General features: G+C 65.9%; 18 protein-coding genes. 5 read left to right on the top strand and 13 right to left on the bottom strand.

The annotated features are described in order from the left end of the window. The 4 genes from AB843_RS06695 to AB843_RS06680 all read right to left on the bottom strand — a co-directional run bounded on the left by AB843_RS06695 (position 1) and on the right by AB843_RS06680 (position 3,158). Entirely contained in the window at positions 1–588 is a 588-nt protein-coding gene (locus tag AB843_RS06695; protein ID WP_048646024.1) for a histidine phosphatase family protein, read from the bottom strand. Between the two features lie 14 nt (positions 589–602). Next, on the bottom strand, positions 603–1,421 hold the full coding sequence (gene fabI, locus AB843_RS06690) for an enoyl-ACP reductase FabI (RefSeq protein WP_048646023.1): 819 nt from the start codon (positions 1,419–1,421) through the stop codon (positions 603–605). 256 nt (positions 1,422–1,677) lie between these two features. Further along, positions 1,678–2,622 (bottom strand): DnaJ C-terminal domain-containing protein, encoded by a 945-nt coding sequence (locus AB843_RS06685; RefSeq protein WP_048646022.1) that lies wholly within the window; start codon positions 2,620–2,622, stop codon positions 1,678–1,680. Positions 2,623–2,741: 119 nt separating this feature from the next. Beyond that, positions 2,742–3,158 (bottom strand): RT0821/Lpp0805 family surface protein, encoded by a 417-nt coding sequence (locus tag AB843_RS06680; RefSeq protein ID WP_157384444.1) that lies wholly within the window; start codon positions 3,156–3,158, stop codon positions 2,742–2,744. 81 nt (positions 3,159–3,239) lie between these two features. On the opposite strand from AB843_RS06680, the gene pdxH reads away from it, so the two are divergent. Then, a complete protein-coding gene (pdxH, locus tag AB843_RS06675) occupies positions 3,240–3,857 on the top strand; it encodes a pyridoxamine 5'-phosphate oxidase (RefSeq protein WP_048646020.1) in 618 nt (205 codons plus the stop codon). A gap of 27 nt (positions 3,858–3,884) precedes the next feature. On the opposite strand, the gene AB843_RS06670 is transcribed toward pdxH, so the two are convergent. Both AB843_RS06670 and AB843_RS06665 read right to left on the bottom strand, forming a co-directional pair. After that, positions 3,885–4,631, bottom strand: coding sequence for a crotonase/enoyl-CoA hydratase family protein (locus AB843_RS06670; RefSeq protein WP_048646134.1), 747 nt, complete (start codon positions 4,629–4,631; stop codon positions 3,885–3,887). A gap of 22 nt (positions 4,632–4,653) precedes the next feature. Continuing rightward, complete coding sequence (locus AB843_RS06665; RefSeq protein WP_048646019.1) at positions 4,654–6,429, bottom strand: acyl-CoA dehydrogenase family protein; 1,776 nt, start codon at positions 6,427–6,429, stop codon at positions 4,654–4,656. A gap of 167 nt (positions 6,430–6,596) precedes the next feature. Here AB843_RS06665 and AB843_RS06660 point away from each other — a divergent pair, with 167 nt between their 5' ends. Continuing rightward, positions 6,597–6,818, top strand: a complete 222-nt coding sequence (locus tag AB843_RS06660) for a hypothetical protein (RefSeq protein ID WP_048646018.1) — start codon at positions 6,597–6,599, stop codon at positions 6,816–6,818. A 41-nt stretch (positions 6,819–6,859) separates the two neighbouring features. On the opposite strand, the gene purD is transcribed toward AB843_RS06660, so the two are convergent. Next, entirely contained in the window at positions 6,860–8,134 is a 1,275-nt protein-coding gene (purD, locus tag AB843_RS06655) for a phosphoribosylamine--glycine ligase (protein WP_048646017.1), read from the bottom strand. A gap of 291 nt (positions 8,135–8,425) precedes the next feature. Here purD and ubiA point away from each other — a divergent pair, with 291 nt between their 5' ends. Beyond that, on the top strand, positions 8,426–9,409 hold the full coding sequence (gene ubiA / locus AB843_RS06650) for a 4-hydroxybenzoate octaprenyltransferase (protein ID WP_048646016.1): 984 nt from the start codon (positions 8,426–8,428) through the stop codon (positions 9,407–9,409). 122 nt (positions 9,410–9,531) lie between these two features. Here the strand turns inward: ubiA and AB843_RS06645 are convergent, their stop codons facing one another. From AB843_RS06645 to AB843_RS06625, 5 genes are all read right to left on the bottom strand, one after another. Next, positions 9,532–10,095: a DUF6101 family protein gene (locus AB843_RS06645; RefSeq protein ID WP_048646015.1), complete on the bottom strand. Its 564-nt coding sequence runs from the start codon at positions 10,093–10,095 to the stop codon at positions 9,532–9,534. A 253-nt stretch (positions 10,096–10,348) separates the two neighbouring features. Beyond that, the gene (chrA, locus tag AB843_RS06640) at positions 10,349–11,752 is read right to left on the bottom strand and encodes a chromate efflux transporter (protein ID WP_048646014.1); all 1,404 of its coding nucleotides are present in this window, start codon (positions 11,750–11,752) and stop codon (positions 10,349–10,351) included. 1 nt (position 11,753) lies between these two features. Next, positions 11,754–12,572, bottom strand: a complete 819-nt coding sequence (locus tag AB843_RS06635; protein ID WP_048646013.1) for a chromate resistance protein ChrB domain-containing protein — start codon at positions 12,570–12,572, stop codon at positions 11,754–11,756. A gap of 154 nt (positions 12,573–12,726) precedes the next feature. Next, positions 12,727–14,142 (bottom strand): FAD-binding oxidoreductase, encoded by a 1,416-nt coding sequence (locus AB843_RS06630; protein WP_048646012.1) that lies wholly within the window; start codon positions 14,140–14,142, stop codon positions 12,727–12,729. Between the two features lie 31 nt (positions 14,143–14,173). Continuing rightward, a complete protein-coding gene (locus AB843_RS06625) occupies positions 14,174–15,130 on the bottom strand; it encodes an L-threonylcarbamoyladenylate synthase (protein ID WP_048646011.1) in 957 nt (318 codons plus the stop codon). 175 nt (positions 15,131–15,305) lie between these two features. Between AB843_RS06625 and AB843_RS06620 the strand changes: the two genes are divergently transcribed. Then, a complete protein-coding gene (locus tag AB843_RS06620; protein WP_048646010.1) occupies positions 15,306–15,812 on the top strand; it encodes a hypothetical protein in 507 nt (168 codons plus the stop codon). Between the two features lie 162 nt (positions 15,813–15,974). Then, positions 15,975–16,388, top strand: a complete 414-nt coding sequence (locus AB843_RS06615; RefSeq protein ID WP_048646009.1) for a hypothetical protein — start codon at positions 15,975–15,977, stop codon at positions 16,386–16,388. Positions 16,389–16,445: 57 nt separating this feature from the next. On the opposite strand, the gene glyS is transcribed toward AB843_RS06615, so the two are convergent. Further along, a complete protein-coding gene (gene glyS / locus AB843_RS06610; protein WP_048646008.1) occupies positions 16,446–18,797 on the bottom strand; it encodes a glycine--tRNA ligase subunit beta in 2,352 nt (783 codons plus the stop codon). Positions 18,798–19,081 lie beyond the last annotated feature (284 nt).

The following is a 19,081-nucleotide window of genomic DNA, read 5'->3' as shown; positions in this document are numbered from 1 at the left end:
TCACAACCACTCCGCCTTGCCATCATGCAGCCGCAGGATACGATCCTGCGGCGTGCCACGGTTGGCCGCCTCGTGCGACGTAACCAACCCGTTCAGATACAGGAACGCGCGGATCACCCCGCCATGGGTGACGCAGACCGTCGGCTGCCGCACATCGTCGAGCCAGGTTTTCACGCGTACCGCCAGCATTTCATAGCTTTCCGCTTCTCCGCCCGGCGGAACAAAGCGCCACTTGTCGCGTGAGCGCGCCTGCGTGCAGCCCGGCTCGGCTGCCTCGAGCTCCTGATAGGTGAAGCCCTGCCAGGCGCCGAAATGCAGTTCCATCAACCGGGGATCGGTGCGATAGGCGGCAGGGTCGAGCCCCATCCTGGCGCGCACGCGCTCCATCGTCTCGCGGGTGCGGCGCAGCGGGCTGCAGACGAAATCGAAGCCCTCAGCCTGACCGATGAGTTCCCCCAGCCGCGTTCCGTTGCGATCCGCCTGGGCGCGGCCGATGGCATTGATGTCCGTGTCGGCCTGGCCCTGCAGCCGTTCCTCGACGTTCCAGTCGGTCTGGCCGTGGCGGGAAATGTAGATCGGTGGCGTCAAGGTCGGCTCTTGGCTTATTCCGTGACGACGGAAATATCCGGCGCGTCGACGGCCTTCATGCCGACCACGTGATAGCCCGAATCCACATGCAGCACCTCGCCGGTCACCCCGCGCGACAGATGCGACAGCAGGTAGAGGCCCGAATCGCCCACCTCGTCGGTGGTGACGACGCGCTTCAGCGGCGAATTGTATTCGTTCCAGCGCAGGATGTAGCGGAAATCGCCGATGCCGGAGGCGGCCAGCGTCTTGATCGGGCCGGCCGAAATGGCGTTGACGCGGATGTTGTTGCCGCCCAGGTCGACCGCCAGGTAGCGCACGCTCGCCTCGAGCGCCGCCTTGGCCACGCCCATGACGTTGTAGTGCGGCATCACCTTCTCGGCGCCGTAATAGGTCAGCGTCAGGATCGATCCGCCTTCGGTCATCAGCGGCTCGGCGCGCTTGGCCACCGCCGTCAGCGAATAGACCGAGACGTCCATGGTGCGCAGGAAATTATCACGCGTCGTCTCGACATAGCGCCCGGTCAATTCATCCTTGTCGGAAAAGGCGACGGCATGGACGAGGAAGTCCAGCTTTCCCCATGCCTTCTCGACGGTCTGAAACACCGCATCGACGCTGTCCATGTCGGTCACGTCGCAATGGCCGGCAACGATCGCGCCCAGTTCCTCGGCCAGCGGCTCGACGCGCTTCTTCAGGGCGTCGCCCTGATAGGTCAACGCCAGTTCCGCGCCTTCTCCCGCGCACGCCTTGGCAATGCCCCAGGCGATCGAGCGATTGTTGGCGACCCCCAGAACGAGGCCGCGCTTTCCGGCCATCAGGCCATTGCCGTTTGCCATGGAATGGTTCTCCGAACTCTGTTGCCGAAGCGCCGTGCGCTCATCCCAAGCGCGGCACTTCCTCACTCCGTATTCGCGCATCTTCGGACGGGCGATTCCCCTGCCCGGCGACGCTCTAGAGCGCCATGCGTCCATTCGGACGCATAAAGGACGCTCGGTCTTCTTGTTTTTCCGCATTTATGCGCACGTCAGATGATTCCACCTGACTGCAAAATGCGACAAGCCGGCAGCCCTATCGCACAGCCCAACGGATGCATCAAGCGGATTGGCGGAACAAAGCCTCCAGCGCCGGATCGCCGCCTTCCGGCAGCATGATCTGCACATGGGCGTAGAGGTCGCCGTGCCCCTCGGTCTTGCGCGGCAGGCCGCGCCCCTTCAGGCGCAGGGTGCGGTCCGAACTCGACCAGGCGGGCACCGCCACGGCGATCTTGCCGGCCGGCGTCTCGACGGCCACCTTGGCGCCCAGAACGGCGTCGCGCAGGCTGACCGGCAGGTCGACATGCAGGTCGCGCCCCTCGACCCTATAGCGCGGATGTTTCCTGAAGCGCAGCTTGACCAGCGCGTCGCCGCGCTCGCCGAACGGCGTCTCGTCGCCTTGCCCCTTCAAGCGGATCACCTGGCCGTCCTCGACATAGTGCGGCAGCTTGACGGCGATGCGCCGCCCGCCGGGGAAAATCGCCGTCACCTTGGCAGCCTTGGCGACATCCTCGATGTCGACGTCGAGCGTCGCGTTGAGATCGCCCATGCCGCTCGGGCGCCGCCCGGCGCCCCCGGCCTGGCGTGTCCGGCCGGCACCGCCGCCCTGCGAGAAGGCCTGGCCGAAAATCTCGCTGAAGATATCCGCCCCGCCAAAGCCGGCGCCGTCGGCGCCGCCGGTGCGGAATTCGAATTGCTGGCCGCCGGGACCGGCCCGGCCGGAACGGCGGAAACCGGCGAACGGATCGCCGCCGCCCGCGCCCTCGAAGCCCTGGAAGCGCGGCTTGCCCTCGGCATCGATCTCGCCGCGGTCGAAGGCGCCGCGTTTCTTTTCGTCGCCGAGAAGCTCGTAGGCCTGGCCGATCTCGTTGAACCGCTCCTTGGCCTTCGGATCGTCCGGCTGCTGGTCCGGATGATATTTCTTCGCCAGCTTGCGGTAGGCCGATTTGATGTCCTTGGCCGAGGCTTTCTTCGCCACGCCGAGTATGTCGTAAGGATCACGCATGTGCTGCTCTGTTGCTGACCGTCGCGCATTGTACGGCAAAACGGTCGTGAAATGGGGGTGTCGTTCATAATATGCGATTGGCTAGGAAGAAATTCCAGACCAGGCCGCGCTGTTCGAGCCTATAGAGGCCCAAATGCGCGGATTTGCCAACCGGCCGCATCGTCGCTGCACAGCTCGCCGCGATAGAGACTCACTCCGTCGAAACTCTCGCGGGTGGTAACGAAATCCCTGCATGCATCGCGCTTACCGGCGGCGACGTGCGTCACCATCCCCCGCGTGCCGCTGTCGGGATCTTCCCAAGCCAACGGCAGCGCGGCACCGTCGCCGTCCATGGCGGCGGCGAGCTTCGCCTGAACAGCGGACGTGCCGGGAATTGCCGGCACAGAAAGGCCCTCGGGCATGGCGGTCGGGATCGAATGTGTCACCAGAGACCGGTCGATTTCCGGCTGCCCCGGATCCAGCACCCCGGTCGTGCAGCCGGCGGCAAGCGACAAGAGGGATACAAGCGTGGCGCGACCGAAAAAGCGCAGAGCCAAGGCCCTGCCCCCAACTGGCGCTTGCGTTGCCCCCGGCAATCGGCATTCTCCCCGTACAGCTTAACGATCCAGGCATTCATCATGATTGACGACAGGTTAAAATCCGGTGACTTCACGGAGCGCGACGAGCCCTACCGGCTGTTTGCCGAATGGCTGGAAGATGCCGGGCAGTCGGAGCCGAACGATCCCAACGCGGTGGCGCTGGCGACGGTCGATGCGGACGGCATGCCGAATGTCCGCATGGTGCTTCTGAAAGGGTTCGACGAACGCGGCTTCGTCTTCTACACCAATTTCGAAAGCGCCAAGGGCCGCGAGATCCTGGGCGCCAGGAAGGCCGCCATGTGTTTCCACTGGAAGAGCCTGCGCCGCCAGGTGCGGGTGCGCGGCCCGGTCGAGCAGGTCAGCGATGAGGAGGCCGACGCCTATTACGCCTCGCGCCCGCGCGGCAGCCGCATCGGCGCCTGGGCCTCGAAACAGTCGCGACCGCTGGAAAGCCGTTTCGCGCTGGAAAAAGCCGTCGCCGAATACACCGCCAGATACGCCATCGGCGCCATCCCGCGACCGGACCATTGGTCCGGGTTCCGCATCCTGCCGCAGACCATCGAGTTCTGGCACGACCGGCCATTCCGCCTGCATGACCGGGTGGTGTTCAGCCGTAGCGCGGATGGCGGCTGGCAGACGAAGCGTCTTTATCCCTGACTGCTGGCGCAAAGCCCCCTGCGCCCGCTATTTCCTGCTCATGAAGGCCATGAACGCCGTGCGCGCCTCGTCCGATTTGAGGCGCGCGCGAAAATGCTCCGCCTCCTCGCCGATGCGCGCGATGATGGCCTCGCGCGGACCGCGAATGAGGTCGCGGGCGATCCGCAGGGCTTCGGGCGGTTTGGCCGCCAGTCTCTCGGCCAGTTCGTAGACCGCATCGTCCAGCGCGTCGGGATCGACCACGGCATGGATAAGGCCTGCGGCCTTCGCCTCTTCAGCGACAAGCCCCTGCCCCAGCGCCAGCAAGGCGAAAGCGCGCTGATGTCCCAGCACCATCGGCGCAATCAGGCTCGAGCCTGCCTCCGGCACCAGGCCCAAATCGACGAATGGCGTCGAGAAAACCGTTGCCGGCGTCGCCAGCGTCAGGTCGCAATGCATGTGCATCGTCGTGCCGATACCGACGGCGATCCCATCGACGCCGGAAACCAGCGGCTTGGCGGCCTTGGCCAGTGCCAGGAGGAAATCATAGACCTCCTGGCCGCCCTCGCCGCCAGTGGCAACGGCGAGGAAATCGGCGAGGTCGTTGCCGGCCGAAAAAGCGCCCCGCTGCCCCAGGATCACATGGCAGCGCACGCCGTCGTCGGCGTCGCCGGCCGTCAACGCCGCCGCCATTGCCGCATACATGGCCCGCGTGATGGCGTTCTTCTTCTCCGGCCGGTTGAGCCGGATCACCTGCAGCGCGCCACGGCGCTCAATCCTCACATGGTCGTTCACCAACGCCTCCCTTTGGAATGGCCTATGCGCCGAGCAAGGTGTCGGCTGCAGCCTGCAGACTGTCGGCGCCCTCGGTTACGCGCCGTTTCAAGACAGCAGTCTCGCCGAGCAGGTTTTCCGCCATGAAGCGGACAAGCAGCGCATGCCCGGGATTTTCATTACCGGCGACGGCCCGCGCATTGAAGACCGTGCCGATGGTCAGGGCAAACAGGCGCAGATAGGGCGTGGCGCCGGCAAGCGCCGCTTCGATCCGCCCGGCCCCGACAGCTTCGATGAGAAACGCCGTCGCCGCTTCCAGATCGTCGAGCGCGGACGCGATCTTGTCCGCCGTCATGCCCAGGCCGGCATCTCCAATGGCGGCAATCGCCTTGTGATCCTCGCGCAGACCGGCCAGGAAGCCGTCGATCGCCGCGCCGCCTTGCAAGGGCAGTTTGCGCATCACCAGATCGATCGCCTGGATGCCGTTGGTTCCCTCATAGATCGGCGCGATGCGCGCGTCTCGATAGAGCGCCGCCGCGCCCGTCTCCTCGATATAGCCCATGCCGCCATGCACCTGGACGCCCAGCGAGGCCACCTCGACGCCGATGTCGGTGGAGAACGCCTTGGCCATCGGCGTCAGGATGTCGGCGCGCGCCTGCCAGGATGTCGCCGCCGCGCCATCGGCGATGCGCGCCATGTCGATGGCATGCGCGCAGCAATAGGTGATGGCCCGCGCCATCTGCGTCATCGCCTTCATCGTCAGCAGCGTGCGCCTGACATCGGGGTGTTCGATGATCGGGCTCATGCCCGGGCCCGCTGCCTCCGGCGCGCGGCCCTGGCGGCGCTCGGCGGCGTAGGCCATGGCGCGCTGCGTCGCTGCCTCGGCCACGCCGACACCCTGCATGCCGACCGCCAACCGGGCATTGTTCATCATGGTGAACATGCAGGCCAACCCGCGGTTCTCCTCGCCGATCAGCCAGCCGACGGCGCCCGGCGTCTCGCCGAACCTGCCGTCGCCATAGATCATGGTGCAGGTCGGCGAGGCATGGATGCCGAGCTTGTGTTCGATCGAGGCGCAGAAGACATCGTTGCGCGCGCCTGGCGTTCCATCGTCGTTGACAAGGAATTTCGGCACCAGGAACAGCGACAGCCCTTTGGTGCCGGCCGGCGCGTCGGCCAAGCGCGCCAGCACCAGATGCACGATGTTGTCGGTGAAATCGTGCTCGCCATAGGTGATGAAGATCTTCTGGCCGAAAATCCGGTACGTGCCGTCGCCGGCCGGCTCGGCACGCGCCTTCAGCGCGTTCAGGTCGGAACCCGCCTGCGGCTCGGTCAGGTTCATCGTCCCCATCCACTGGCCGGAGACGAGCTTTTCCAGATAGGTCGCCTGCAATTCGGGCGTCGCGTGCTTGTCGAGCGCCTCGATGGCGCCGATGGTCAATGTCGGGCCGATGGCGAACGCCATCGAGCCGGAGTTCCACATTTCGAGCGCCGCCACGGCAAGCAATGTCGGCAGGCCCTGGCCGCCGAATTCCTCCGGCGCCGACAGGCCGTTCCAGCCGCCTTCGCACCAGCGCCTGTAGAGATCGGCCCAGCCGGTCGGCGTCGTCACCGCGCCGTCCTTCAGCACCGCCCCCTTCTCGTCGCCGATCTTGGCCAGCGGCGCGATTTCCTCGGCGGCGAAGCGTCCGGCCTCGCCCAGTATCGCATCGACCAGATCGTCCGAAAGGTCGCCGAAACGGCCCGCATCGAGGTCGGCGGCGAAACCCGTCACATGTTTCAGGGTGAAGGCGATTTCATCGACCGGCGCTCGATACATGCTGTTCTCCTCCTGGATGCAAGGCCGAGCCTAACCTCTGGGGTCGTGACCCGCCATCATACCTTGACGCAAGTTTGCTAGTTTCTTTTTACGTAAACGTCAATCTTCGGATGTTTGCTTCCGGCAGCCGGGTTGGATAGAACCCGCCGACGAGAAGGGAAACGAAGATGCTCGCACGTCCGGAGAAACATCGCTGCGTCGAATGCGGAAAGGCGTTCGGCATGCCCGGCTTCGCCTATCATGAGGGAATCATCGAGCACGGTCCGGCCTATTGGACGGATCGCGGCATCTTGTGCTCGATCGAATGCTCGCTGGCGCATCACAAAAAGCGGGCCGCCGAAGGAACGCTGCGGGACAAGCCCGCTCCCGATCCGTTCGAGGACGACTAATCGGCGGCCTGCCTCTGACATTGGGCCGGCAGGCGGAAACGTCAGCCCTCCCGCTGCACGGCACGCCAGCCGATGTCGCGGCGGCAAAATCCCTCGGGCCAGTCGATCTTGTCAACCGCCGCATAGGCGCGCCTTTGTGCGTCGGTAACGGTTCCGCCCAGCGCCGTCACATTCAGCACGCGCCCGCCGCTGGCCATCAGCGCGCCGTCGCGCAACGCCGTTCCGGCGTGGAAGACGAACACGTCCTCGCCGTCCGCCGCCTGCTCGACCCCGCGAATGATCGTCCCCTTCTCCGGGTTCGCCGGATAGCCCTTCGCCGCCAGCACCACCGTCAGCGCAGCCTCGTCGCGCCAGCGCGCCGACATGTGCGCCAACTGCCCGTCGGCGGCGGCGTTCATCAGCAGGAGCAGGTCCTCCTTCAGCCGCGGCATCAGCACCTGGCATTCGGGATCGCCGAAGCGGACATTGTATTCGATCAGCTTCGGCCCGTCCTTGGTCAGCATCAGGCCGGCATACAGCACACCGGTGAAGGGAGCGCCCATCTCGGCCATGCCTCTCATCGTCGGTTCGATGATCTCCTTCATCGTCTGTTCGATCAGCGCCTCGGTCATCACCGGGGCCGGCGAATAGGCGCCCATGCCGCCGGTGTTGGGGCCGGTGTCGCCCTCGCCGACGCGCTTGTGGTCCTGCGCCGTGCCGAAGGGCAGCGCCGTCTTGCCGTCGCACAGGCAGAAGAAGCTCGCCTCCTCGCCTTCGAGGAATTCCTCCACCACCACTGAGGCGCCGGCCGCGCCGAAACCGCCGTCCAAACACTCATCCACCGCCGCCAGCGCCTCGTCGACGGTCATGGCGACGGTGACGCCCTTGCCGGCGGCCAGGCCGTCCGCCTTGATGACGATGGGCGCGCCGTGTTGGCGAATGTATTCGTGGGCCGCCAGCGCATTGTCGAAGCGGCCATAGGCAGCCGTCGGGATGCCCTGGCGGTCGCACAATTCCTTGGTGAAGCTTTTCGAGCCTTCGAGCCGGGCAGCGGCGGCGCTTGGCCCGAAAACACGGATCTTCGCACCGGCGAGCGCATCGGCCAGCCCCGCCACCAGCGGCGCTTCCGGGCCGACGACGACGAGATCAATCGCCTTGTCACGACAAAATGCGACCACCGCCGCATGATCGGCCGCATCGAGCGCCACGCATTCGGCTTCCGCTGCGATGCCCGGATTGCCGGGCGCGGCATAAAGCCTGGTCAGCACCGGAGAGGCTGCCAGCTTCCATGCCAGCGCATGCTCGCGACCGCCGGACCCGATGAGAAGAACCTTCATGCTCTTAATTCCCGCTGGTTGAATGTCGCATCGGGCTAGTGTCCTGCCCCAGCCAAACCGATAGGTTTGGACTGGGACAAGCAGGCCACTAAATTATTGAATCTAGGGCAACTTTGCTTCAATCGAAATGAATGCGAAGCTTTCATTTCGATTGAAGCGTTGCACTATGGCCGATCACGCCGCAGGTCAAGGCGTTGAACGCAACTTCCCTCAGGAGAAAAGCTTGACGTACCGCGCCCGCCTTGCCACTCCATGCTTGATTGTCGCGAGCGTGAAGTGGAAAGGCACAGCATGGAAGAGATCCAGTCCCGCAAAGGCCAGGGTCGCGTTGCCGATGCGCCATCCGGACATTGGGTCTACCGCTTCCTGCCACGCGGGATGTGGCCCTATGCGCAGCTTGCCCGCTGGGACCGGCCGATCGGCTGGCAGCTTCTCCTGTGGCCCTGCTGGTGGTCGACCGCGCTTGCCGCCAGCGCCTTCGCCAGGCCCGGCGCTGCCCTGTTCGACGTGCTGCCGTCGATCTGGCACCTCGCCCTGTTCCTGGTCGGCGCCATCGCCATGCGCGGCGCCGGCTGCACCTATAACGATCTCATCGACGAGGGGATTGACGGCGCTGTCGAGCGGACGCGCTCGCGGCCCTTGCCGTCGGGCCAGGTGACACGCGGCCAGGCCTGGGGGTTTCTCATGGCGCAGGCGCTGTTGGGTCTTCTCGTGCTGGTGCAGTTGAATGGCTTCGCCATCGCCGTCGGCCTTGCCTCGCTGGCCACCGTCGCCGTCTATCCCTTTGCCAAGCGTTTCACCGACTGGCCGCAATTCTTCCTCGGGCTCGCCTTTTCCTGGGGCGCGCTGATGGGTTGGGCGGCGCATTTCGAAAACCTGACGTTGGCGCCGCTGCTGCTCTATAGCGGGTCGATCCTGTGGGTGATCGGCTATGACACGCTCTACGCCCATCAGGACAAGGAAGACGACGCGTTGGTCGGTGTTCGCTCGACGGCGCGGCTGTTCGGCGACCGGACCAAGCAATGGCTGGTCGCCCTGTATGCCGGCGCGCTGCTGTTCTTCGCCGTCGCCTTCGCCCTGGCCGAGGTGCCGATGCCGGCGCTGGCCGGGCTGGTTGCCGCCGGCGCGCATATGGCGCGGCAGGTCCGGGTGCTCGACATCGACGACCCGGACCAGTGCCTGGCATTGTTCAAGTCGAACAATGTGGTCGGCTGGCTGATCTTCCTCGGACTGATCGGCGGCGGCGTGTGGGCCGTGGTGAGCCCACACTTTTAGAGCATTTTGCAGTCAGGTGGAATCGCCTGACGTCCGCATAAATGCGGAAAAACAAAGAGATAGACCGGTTCAACGTTTCTATGAAACGTTGAACCGGTCTAAGCTCCGCTTTCAGCCCGCATTCAGTCGCGGGCGATGATCTCGTCACCGCCGACGACGACGCGCACGCCCAGGCTGCCGCATTTGCGGCGCGCCAGGAAACGCGGCCGGCGGGCGCGGACGGGCCGTCCCTGACGGCGCTCTGCCGGTGGCGCCGCCTTGACCTCGCCGATCGATTCTTCCAGAGCGTGGGCAATTCCATCCGCCTCGATGAGCAGCATCGGCAGGCCATAGGCCTCCGACCAGGCGCGCCAATCGGCGGCCACGTCGTCCAGGTCGCCGGCAACCAGCAGCGGCACGCACAACATCGGATCGACATGGTGCAGTTCGAGCGTCACCGTGACGTCGCCCAGTTCATCCTCGATGGCGCGGGCAGCGATGCCGCGAAAAGCGCGCGGCGGCAGGGCGAAGGTAACCGGCAAGCCGCTGCGGCTCAGGACACGCTTCATGCGCACGCCGCGCTTGTCGATGCTGAAGGATACTTCGCCGAAATCGTCCATTGCCGCATAGCTGACCGCCTGTGGCAGACGAAAAGGGTCGAGCCGCATTGCGCGGCCCGCCCATACTGGCTTGAGCCCACTGTTCATTGTTAGCCTTCCTGTCACTCCTGAGAGCCGGTTTTCCGGTTCTCTCGCCGGGCCTTTGCGGCCTCGTTATGGAGATCACCCTAGCGCCGAGGGCGTTACCGTCAGGCTTAGAAAGTCGGTTAAATTTTGCTGATCATACAATTGGTTAGCGCTTTGACACCGGGTGTAACGACCTGGAAAGGGACATCACCGAAGCGTAAACCGCCGCAACGCCCGCCAGGCAACAGGCACGCCACAAGGCGCGGGACCCGCCTCACGCGAGCCCAGCCGCGTGCAGGACGACGCCCGCCAGCGCGCAGCCGGCCAGCACGGGCACGACGCCGATGCGAAAACGGAAGACCGCCGCCAGGGCCGCGGCAACCAGCACGGTCGCGGCCGGGTCGATGGCGGAAAGCACCGGCAGGTCGAGCGCAAGGCCGTATCCGCGATAGGTCATCACCTGGTCGAACATCACGTGAAGGCCGAACCAGATGGCCAGGTTGACGATCACGCCGACGACCGCGGCGGTGATCGTCGTCAGCGCGGCGGAAAGCGCCTTGTTGGCGCGCAAGCCCTCGATGAACGGAGCCCCGAGGAATATCCAAAGAAAGCACGGCGTGAAGGTGACCCAGGTGGTGAGCAGCCCGCCCAGCGTCCCGGCAAGCAGCGGCGGCATGGCGCCGGCGTCGCGGTATGCGGCCATGAAGCCGACGAACTGCGTCACCATGATCAGCGGCCCGGGTGTCGTCTCCGCCATGCCCAGGCCGTCGAGCATCTCGCCCGGCGCGAGCCATCCATGGGCGCTCACCGCCTCCTGCGCCACATAGGCCAGAACCGCGTAGGCGCCGCCGAAGGTGACCACCGCCATCTGGCTGAAGAACACCGAGATCGCCGAGAAGACATTGTCGGGCCCCAGCATGGCGACCAGCAGCGCCGTCGGCGTCAGCCAGAGAAGCAGGAACAACATGGAGATGCGCAACGCCCAGGATCGGTCGAGCCTGGCGTGCGCGGGAATGTCGTCGCCAAGGACGGTCTCGGCATCGGCTATGGCCCGGCCGCCGGGTGCGCCGTGCCCGTCGCCCGGCTCGAAAGCCGCCAGCCCCATGCGCGCGCCCGTATAGCCAACCAGCGCGGCAGCGGCGATGATCAGCGGGAACGGCAGGTCGAACACGAATATGGCGATGAACGAGGCGGCCGCGACGCCGATCATCGCGCCGTTTCTCAGGGCGCGGCGGCCGATCCGGACGACGGCGTTCAGCACGATCGCCAGGACCGCCGCCTTGAGCCCGAAGAACAGGGCCTCGACAAGGCCGGTATTGCCGTACAATGCGTAGACCCAGCTCAGGACCATGATGGAGATCAGGCCGGGCAGGACGAAAAGGACCCCGGCGATGATGCCGCCAAGGGTCCGGTGCATCAGCCACCCGATGTAGACTGCAAGCTGCTGCGCCTCCGGGCCGGGCAGGAGCATGCAGAAGTTCAGCGCGTGGAGGAAGCGTCGCTCGCCCAGCCATTTCCGCTCCTCCACCAGGATGCGGTGCATCATGGCGATCTGGCCGGCCGGCCCGCCGAAGCTCAACAGGCCGATGCGCGCCCAGATGCCGAACGCCTCGGACAGCGTGGGGTATGGCGTCCGATCCGCCTCCGGCTCGGCATGCGTCGTTTCGGCGTCGGTCATGTCAGGGCTTTGCCTTGTTGGTCGGCCAGTTGTGGGTCTCGTCGCTGGCATCGCGGCTCCATCGATAGAAGGCGTCATAGAGCAGCATGCCTGCCTCGAGCTGTTCGAGATCGTCCGCGTACATGCGCGACAGCCCGAGCGATGCCGCCAGCAGGCCGGCAGCCTCCGGCTCCAGGTCGAGCCGCGCCGTGTCGGCGCCGCGAACGATCCGGGCCAGACGCTCCAGCGCGGCAATGTCGAGACCGAACTCCTCGATCATCACATCGAAGGTGCACAACTCACCGCGATGGCTCCAGAAGACCCCTTCGATGTCGAACGGCGCGCCGCCGAATTTCTCGCTGACGCCGACCACCTCCGACGGCGCGACGAACAGGAACATCGCCTGCGGGTCGATGAAGCGCCGCACCAGCCACGGGCAGGCGATGCGGTCGATCTTCGGCCGCGAGCGCGTCACCCAGATCGTGCGGCCGGTTTCGTCGCGCCTGGGCAGCTTCTGCGGCCTGATCGTGGGTTGCCCGGTCTCGGCCCAGGCTGCGAAACCGCCTTCCAGATATTCGCTGGCAATGCCTTCCTGGCGCAACCAGGCGGCCGCGCCCTGGCTGAGCTTGTGGCCAGCCTGGCAGATCGTCACCACCGCCTGGCCGGCCAGGCGCGGCGCCAGTTCGGCGACGCGGGTCGCATCGGCGTTTCGCGATCCCGGAACGAGCCTCGGATCGGTGGCGTAGTCGGCGTCGGTCCGCACGTCCAGCAGGACCGGGCAGCGCGGCGTTCCGATCAGCTTCGAGAGTTTATCGGGCGTGATGGCGTTTGGCACAGGCATGTCGGCGTTCCTTCTCGTGGGAGGGCTTGGAACGCGAGCTTCGGCTGTCGCCTCGTGGGGAGTTCGCAATCCCCATGCCGTGAGATGACAACGCCAGCGGGCTTTTGTCAATCTCCAGCGGCGGTGCGCCGACGCGCTCGTCGCCGGCCTCCACTTAGATCACCTTGCCGGGATTCATGATGCCGGCGGGGTCGAAGGCGGTCTTGAGGCGGCGCATCAGCTCCGTGGCGATGGCCGGCTGGGTGGCGACCAGCTCGTCGCGCTTCATCCGGCCGATGCCGTGTTCGGCGGAGAAAGAGCCGCCGAACTGGCGGACGATGGCGTGGATGGCATCGTTCATCGGCCGGTAAAGCGCCAGATAGGCGGCCTTGTCGGCGCCGACCGGCTGGCTGACATTGTAGTGCAGATTGCCGTCGCCCATATGGCCGAAGCAGACGACGCGGCAACCCGGCGAGACCTCTTGCGCGGCGTGGCCGGCACGCTCGATGAATTCCGGGATCGCCGCCACCGGCACGGAAATGTCGTGCTTGATCGAGCCCCCTTCGGCACGCTGCGCCTCGGACATGGATTCGCGCAGATGGCGGAAGCTGGCGGCCTGGGTTTCGTTCTGGGCGATCGCCGCATCGGCCACCAGCCCCGCCTCGAAGGCGGTGGTCAGCACTTCCTCCATCAGGGTGCTGGCATCGTCGGCCGAGCGGCCGGAGGAAATCTCCAGCATCACATACCAGGGGTGAGGGTCGGCCAGCGGGTCGACAGCGCCGGAAACATGCGCCAGCGTGAAGGCAAGCGGTGTGCGCTCGATCAATTCGAAGGCGGTCAGCCCATTGCCGGCCCGGTCATTGGCCAGGGCGAACAGGCGCAGCGCGTCGTCGGGCGAGGCCAGTGCCGCCCAGGCCAGTTCGCGGCCCTTCGGCAGGGGAAACAGTTTGACCACGGCTGCTGTGATGACGCCCAGCGTTCCCTCGCCGCCGACGAACAGATCCTTCAAATCATAGCCGGTGTTGTCTTTCTTCAGCTTGCGCAGATCGTCGAACACTTCGCCGGTCGGCAGCACCACCTCGACGCCCAGGCACAGGTCGCGTGCCGTGCCATAGGCCAGCGCGCCGACGCCGCCGGCATTCGACGACAGATTGCCGCCGATCTGGCAGGACCCCTGCGAACCGAGCGACAGCGGGAACAGGCGATCCTTTTCGGCGGCCGCCTGCTGCAGCATCTGCAGGATGACGCCGGCCTCCACCGTGGCCGTGTTGGAACTGGTGTCGATCTCGCGGATGCGGTTGAGCCGCGACAGCGACAGGACGATCTCGCCCCCCTGCCCATCCGGCATCTGGCCGCCGACCAGACCCGTATTGCCGCCCTGCGGCACGATCGGCGTACCGGTCTCGCTGGCCAGCGCCAGGATACGGCTGACCTCGTCCACCGAACCTGGCCGCAGGACCAGCGGCGTCACCCCGCCAAACAGGCCGCGCGGCTCTTCCTGGTAAGGCGCGATGTCGGCAGGCTGGCGCAGTGCGTGGCGATCGCCGACGATCCGGGCAAAACGGTCGAGCAGGTCGGTTGCGATTGTCATGAGTTAACGCGGTTCCTTGTCATGCGTCGCTTCATGCGTCGCGGGGGGCTGCGGCGCGTGCCAGGCGATCATTGATCGCCTCGCCCAGCCCTGCAAGGGGCACCGGCTCGACAGCGATGATGGCAGCGCCGGCGCCATCGAGCGCCAGCAGATGGGAAAACAGATTGGCCGCCGCCTCGCGCAGATCGCCGCTTTCGGACAGGTTGCGGACGACCACCGCCTTATCGACGCCCGTCGCGCGGCGCGGCCCGAAGGCCAGCAGCGCCTCGCCGCCGCGCACCTCGTCCACATTCAGCCGCAGGGATGCCTGGGGCGCATAATGTGACACCAGCATGCCCGGCGCCTGGATGCCTTTCGCGCCGCGCGCCAGGCTGAGGCCCGCGACGCGCTCTATATCGCCGGCGGCCACGCCGCCCGGGCGCAGCAAGGTGAGCCGGCCGTCCTCCACCTTGAGGATGGTCGATTCGAGCCCGACCGCCGTCGCCCCGCCATCGACGATGAGCGGGATGCGCGTGCCGAGATCGGCTTCGACGGCGGCCGCCGTGGTGGCGCTGATGCGGCCCGACGAATTGGCGCTGGGAGCGGCCAGCGGCCGGCCGAGGGCTGCGATGGCGCGGGTGGCGAAGCCTTTCGGGCAGCGCAGCGCGATGGTGTCGAGCCCGGCCGTCACCAGCGGGTGGATGCCCGAACCCTCCCGCTGCGGCAGAACCATCGTCAGCGGTCCCGGCCAGAAGGCGTCGGCCAGTTTTCGCGCCAGCGGGTTGAACACGGCGATCTTCCCGGCCATCTCCATATCGGCCACATGGGCGATCAGCGGGTTGAAGCGCGGCCGGCCCTTGGCCTCGTAAATGCGCGCCACCGCCTCGCCATTGGTCGCATCGGCCGACAATCCGTAAACCGTCTCCGTCGGGATGGCGACGACGGCGCCGGCGCCGAGCAGTTCGACGGCGCGCTGTAGCGCTTCGCTTTCAGGCAGGATTTCGGCCAACACTTGCTCCTGTCGCATTGTCCACGCTGCCTATCGCGCCAGCGCCGCGGCGGCAAGTTCCGCAGCGTCACCCATTTGTTAATTCCCAGAATGCTAAGGGTTGGCGAAACCGGGCCCTGAAGCGGGTCGGCTGAGAAATCCGCCATCAGCATGAGGGTTCAAGGGGAGTTGGGGAATGCGGCTGCTTGAACTTCTTTTTCTGGCTGGCACATTTGCCGCAGGGAGCGCGCAGGCGTCGTCCATCCTCGTTGTCGGGAGCCCTTCGCCGCAACGCGGCGCTTCGACGGCGATTCTTGAGGCCAATCCCACGGTCGATGCCGGCATGTCCGCCAGGGCGGTGCCGCTTTCCTATCCCACGCCCTCTTTCGACGCCACGGTCAGCGCCGAACCCTTCCGCCTCACCCGGTCGATGGTCGCCGTTGGAACGGCCTTGCCGGACGCTCCGGTCGCGACCGACGAGACGACCGCCGCCGTCGCGACCAAACCCAAGCGTCGTTTCAATCTCCCGCCGATACTCATTCGCGCCGGTGTAAAGACGGAACCGGTCATGTACGCAATCGCCCCACCGCGCGCCCCCGCACCGAAACCCGCCGAGACAAAGCCCGGTCTCGAGGACGAGACCGCCGAGGAAGAGGACGAGGAGGTGACCTTGCCGGCGACAAAACCGGGATCGCCGCTGTAAGCGCTCCTGACATCGGCTGGCAGCATGCGGTTTGCCGACGCTTGACGTTTGGCCGTTTCCGCAGCACCTTCCGCTCCAAATCTCTGGTTTTTCCGCATTTGCGCGGACGTCGGGTGAGTCCAGCTGACGGCAAAAATGCTCTGGCCTGGAACGGATAAGACCATGCTGACTTTCGTGAAAATCCTGCACTTCTTCGGCCTGATGCTGGGGGCCGCCGGCGGATTGGGCGGCATGATGGTGGCCATCCAGGCCAAGCGTTCGCAGGGCGCGCCGGCCCCGGCGCTGATGGCGCTCAGGCCGCGCTTCTCGACCATCACGCTGGCCGGCGTTCTGCTGTTGTGGCTGACGGGCCTGTGGCTGTGGCTGGTCGGCTATGACGGGGCGTTTTTAAGCGGCGCGTTCATCGCCAAGCTGATTGCCGCCGCCTTCATCCTGGCGGTCGCCATTGCCGGCTTCGTCGCCGTCAAGCGCGCCAAGCCCGGAACCCCGCCGCCGGCGATCCTGCAGAAGCTCGGGCCGCTGGCGGGGCTGGCCTCCTACATCGCCGTGGCGCTGGCTGTATACGTCTTCGGCTGATGCATTTCTCAGCGCATTTGTGCGACGCCAGGTGATTCCACCTGACTGCAAAATGCGTCAGCCGTTGATCTTCGAGAAATCCGCCACCTGGCCGGTGGCGCGGCGGACGCGGGAAAGCAAGCCCAGGCGGTTGGCGCGCAGCGCCTCGTCCTCGGCGTTGACCATCACGCCATCCAGGAACGCGTCGACCGGCTGGCGCAGTTGCGACAGGAAAGACAGCGCCTTTACGTAGTCGTTGGCGGCGATGGCCTGTCCGGCGAAATTCTCCGCCTCCTCGAGGCTGTCGAACAGGGCGCGCTCCTCGTCCGTCGCGAACCGACCCGCATCGACCGTCTCGGCGATCCGTGTGCCCTTCCTCTCGGCGTCGGCAACGATGTTGGCGGCCCGCTTGGTGCCGGCGACCAGGTTTTCGCCGTCGGTCGTGGCCAGGAATTCCGACAACGCCTCGACGCGGCGGACGATCAGGAGGAGATCGTCGTTGGCGTCCTGTTGATTGGCCGCCAGTCGCTGCCCCTCACCCTTACCCTCTCCCCGTTCACGGGGCGAGGGGGTCGTCAACGCCGCCGCCTCTTCCTTCTCCCCGTTTACGGGGAGAAGGTGGCCCGAAGGGTCGGATGAGGGGCCGGCGCCATCGCTTGCCAGAACCGCATCGATCAGATCGTAGCGTGCGCCCTGGTCACGCAGATAGACTTTCAGGCGGTCGTGGAAGAAGGAGAGGAGGTCGAAAGTGTAGGTCTCGAACACGTCCTGATCTTCGACCCTTTCGACTGCTTTGCCTATAATTGGCCTGGCCTCTGGCGTGTTTACTATCCAACGGCAAAGCTCGATCAACTTGATCTGCAGTTTGTTCTCAATAACTGTGCGGATCACGCCCAGCGCCGCTCTGCGCAGCGCGTAGGGATCCTTGCTCCCCGTCGGCTTCTCGTCGATGGCCCAAAAGCCGACCAGCATGTCGAGCTTGTCGGCCAGCGCCACGGCGACGGCGACCGGGTCGGTCGGCACGGCGTCGTTCGGCCCCTGCGGCTTGTAATGGTCCTCGATTGCCGCGGCCACCGCATCCGCCTCGCCTTGCAGACCGGCATATCTGCGTCCCATGAAGCCCTGCAGCTCCGGGAACTCGCCCACCACCTCGGTCTGCAGATCGGCTTTGGCCAGATGCGCGGCGCGCACGGCCAGCGCCGGGTCGGCTCCCACCACCGGCGCCAGCTCCTTCGCCAGCGCGGCGATGCGCGTCACGCGCTGCCCTTGCGTGCCGAGCTTGGCGTGGAAGGTCACGCCCAGATGATCAAGCCTCGCCATGCGCTGGTCGAGCGGCTTCTTCAGGTCGAGGTCGAATTTTTCGGCTGATGCCGCGAGCTTGCCGAGGTCCGGCAGATCGGCCTGGTCCGTCTTCCAGAAATACAGCGCATCGGACAGGCGCGCGCGCACCACCTTGCCATTGCCGTGGGCGATTTCCTTGCCGCCATCCGTCGCCTCGATGTTGGCGGTGATGACGAAGCGGTTCGACAATCCGTCCGTCTGCCCTTGCGGGCGGCAGACGAAGCATTTCTGGTTGGCGCGGATGGTCAGCCGGATCACCTCCGGCGGGATCGACAGATAGTCTTCCTCGAACGCGCCGAGCAGGACGACCGGCCACTCGACCAGGCCGGAGACCTCTTCCAGCAGCGCCTCGTCCTCGACGAGGTCGAGCCCGTTGGCGAAGGCCAGGTTGCGCGCGTCGTCGAGAATGATGTGCTTGCGGCGGTCGGGATCGAGCACCACCTTCGCCGCCTCCAGCTTTTCGGAATAATCCTCGAAGCGGCGTACGGTGATCGCCTCCGGCGCATGGAAGCGATGGCCGTAGGTGAGGTTGCCGGCGCGGATGCCGTCGATCTCGAAATCGACCACGACCGGTTCTTCCGTCTCCGGGCCGAAGGTGCACAGGATCGATTGGAGCGGCCGCACCCAGCGCAGGCTGCCGGGCTTGGCCGATGCCGCGCCCCAGCGCATGGATTTCGGCCAGGGGAAGTTGCGGATGATGCCCGGCATGATCTCGGCGACGATCTCGTCCGCCGCCCGGCCCTTCTTCTGGATCACGGCGACGTAGAAATCGCCCTTCTTCGGGTCGGACTGGATTTCAGCCTGATCGACGGAGGAAAGCCCGGCGCCGCGCAGAAACCCCTCGATGGCCTTTTCCGGCGCGTCGGTGCGCGGGCCCTTGCGCTCCTCGCGCACATCCTTCGAACGGGCGGTGACGCCGCGAATGTCGAGCGCCAGGCGGCGCGGCGTCCAGTATTCGGTGGCCGCCTCATAGGTCAGACCCGCTTCCACCAGGCCGTCGGTGACGAATTTCTTCAGGTCGCCGGCAGCCTTGCGCTGCATGCGGGCGGGAATTTCTTCGGAGCGAAGTTCGAGAAGAAGATCGGGCATCAGAGCACCTCCATCCGCATGCCGCCTTCACCATTGCGCATCCTCGCGCCTGCGGCGCTGCGGGCGTGCATGCGGGCGGGAATTTCTTCGGAGCGAAGTTCGAGAAGAAGATCGGGCATCGGGGATCTCTGGAGAGCGGTCTGTGTCGGCAGCGGCAATAGCAACTCCGTCGGACAATGTCACCCTTCCCGCCGCGCGCGTGCGAACGGCGATGAGAAACTTTTCGCGCCCCTGTCGGATCGGTGCCGCTTTCCCCGTCCTTTGAGCGAACCACCCACGCAACA

The sequence above is a fragment of the Nitratireductor soli genome (genome assembly GCF_001050155.1).
In the GTDB taxonomy this organism is placed as follows: domain Bacteria; phylum Pseudomonadota; class Alphaproteobacteria; order Rhizobiales; family Rhizobiaceae; genus Nitratireductor; species Nitratireductor soli.
This window is presented reverse-complemented; position numbering and strand designations above follow the sequence as displayed.

Excerpts from the sequence above, each read along its gene's own strand:
- fabI (WP_048646023.1), bottom strand. The coding sequence starts at position 1,421 with ATGGCAAACGGCAATGGCCTGATGGCCGGAAAGCGCGGCCTCGTTCTG.
- AB843_RS06685 (WP_048646022.1), bottom strand. The coding sequence starts at position 2,622 with ATGCGTGATCCTTACGACATACTCGGCGTGGCGAAGAAAGCCTCGGCC.
- pdxH (WP_048646020.1), top strand. The coding sequence starts at position 3,240 with ATGATTGACGACAGGTTAAAATCCGGTGACTTCACGGAGCGCGACGAG.
- AB843_RS06665 (WP_048646019.1), bottom strand. The coding sequence starts at position 6,429 with ATGTATCGAGCGCCGGTCGATGAAATCGCCTTCACCCTGAAACATGTG.
- AB843_RS06660 (WP_048646018.1), top strand. The coding sequence starts at position 6,597 with ATGCTCGCACGTCCGGAGAAACATCGCTGCGTCGAATGCGGAAAGGCG.
- purD (WP_048646017.1), bottom strand. The coding sequence starts at position 8,134 with ATGAAGGTTCTTCTCATCGGGTCCGGCGGTCGCGAGCATGCGCTGGCA.
- ubiA (WP_048646016.1), top strand. The coding sequence starts at position 8,426 with ATGGAAGAGATCCAGTCCCGCAAAGGCCAGGGTCGCGTTGCCGATGCG.
- AB843_RS06645 (WP_048646015.1), bottom strand. The coding sequence starts at position 10,095 with ATGAACAGTGGGCTCAAGCCAGTATGGGCGGGCCGCGCAATGCGGCTC.
- chrA (WP_048646014.1), bottom strand. The coding sequence starts at position 11,752 with ATGACCGACGCCGAAACGACGCATGCCGAGCCGGAGGCGGATCGGACG.
- AB843_RS06635 (WP_048646013.1), bottom strand. The coding sequence starts at position 12,572 with ATGCCTGTGCCAAACGCCATCACGCCCGATAAACTCTCGAAGCTGATC.
- AB843_RS06630 (WP_048646012.1), bottom strand. The coding sequence starts at position 14,142 with ATGACAATCGCAACCGACCTGCTCGACCGTTTTGCCCGGATCGTCGGC.
- AB843_RS06620 (WP_048646010.1), top strand. The coding sequence starts at position 15,306 with ATGCGGCTGCTTGAACTTCTTTTTCTGGCTGGCACATTTGCCGCAGGG.
- AB843_RS06615 (WP_048646009.1), top strand. The coding sequence starts at position 15,975 with ATGCTGACTTTCGTGAAAATCCTGCACTTCTTCGGCCTGATGCTGGGG.
- glyS (WP_048646008.1), bottom strand. The coding sequence starts at position 18,797 with ATGCCCGATCTTCTTCTCGAACTTCGCTCCGAAGAAATTCCCGCCCGC.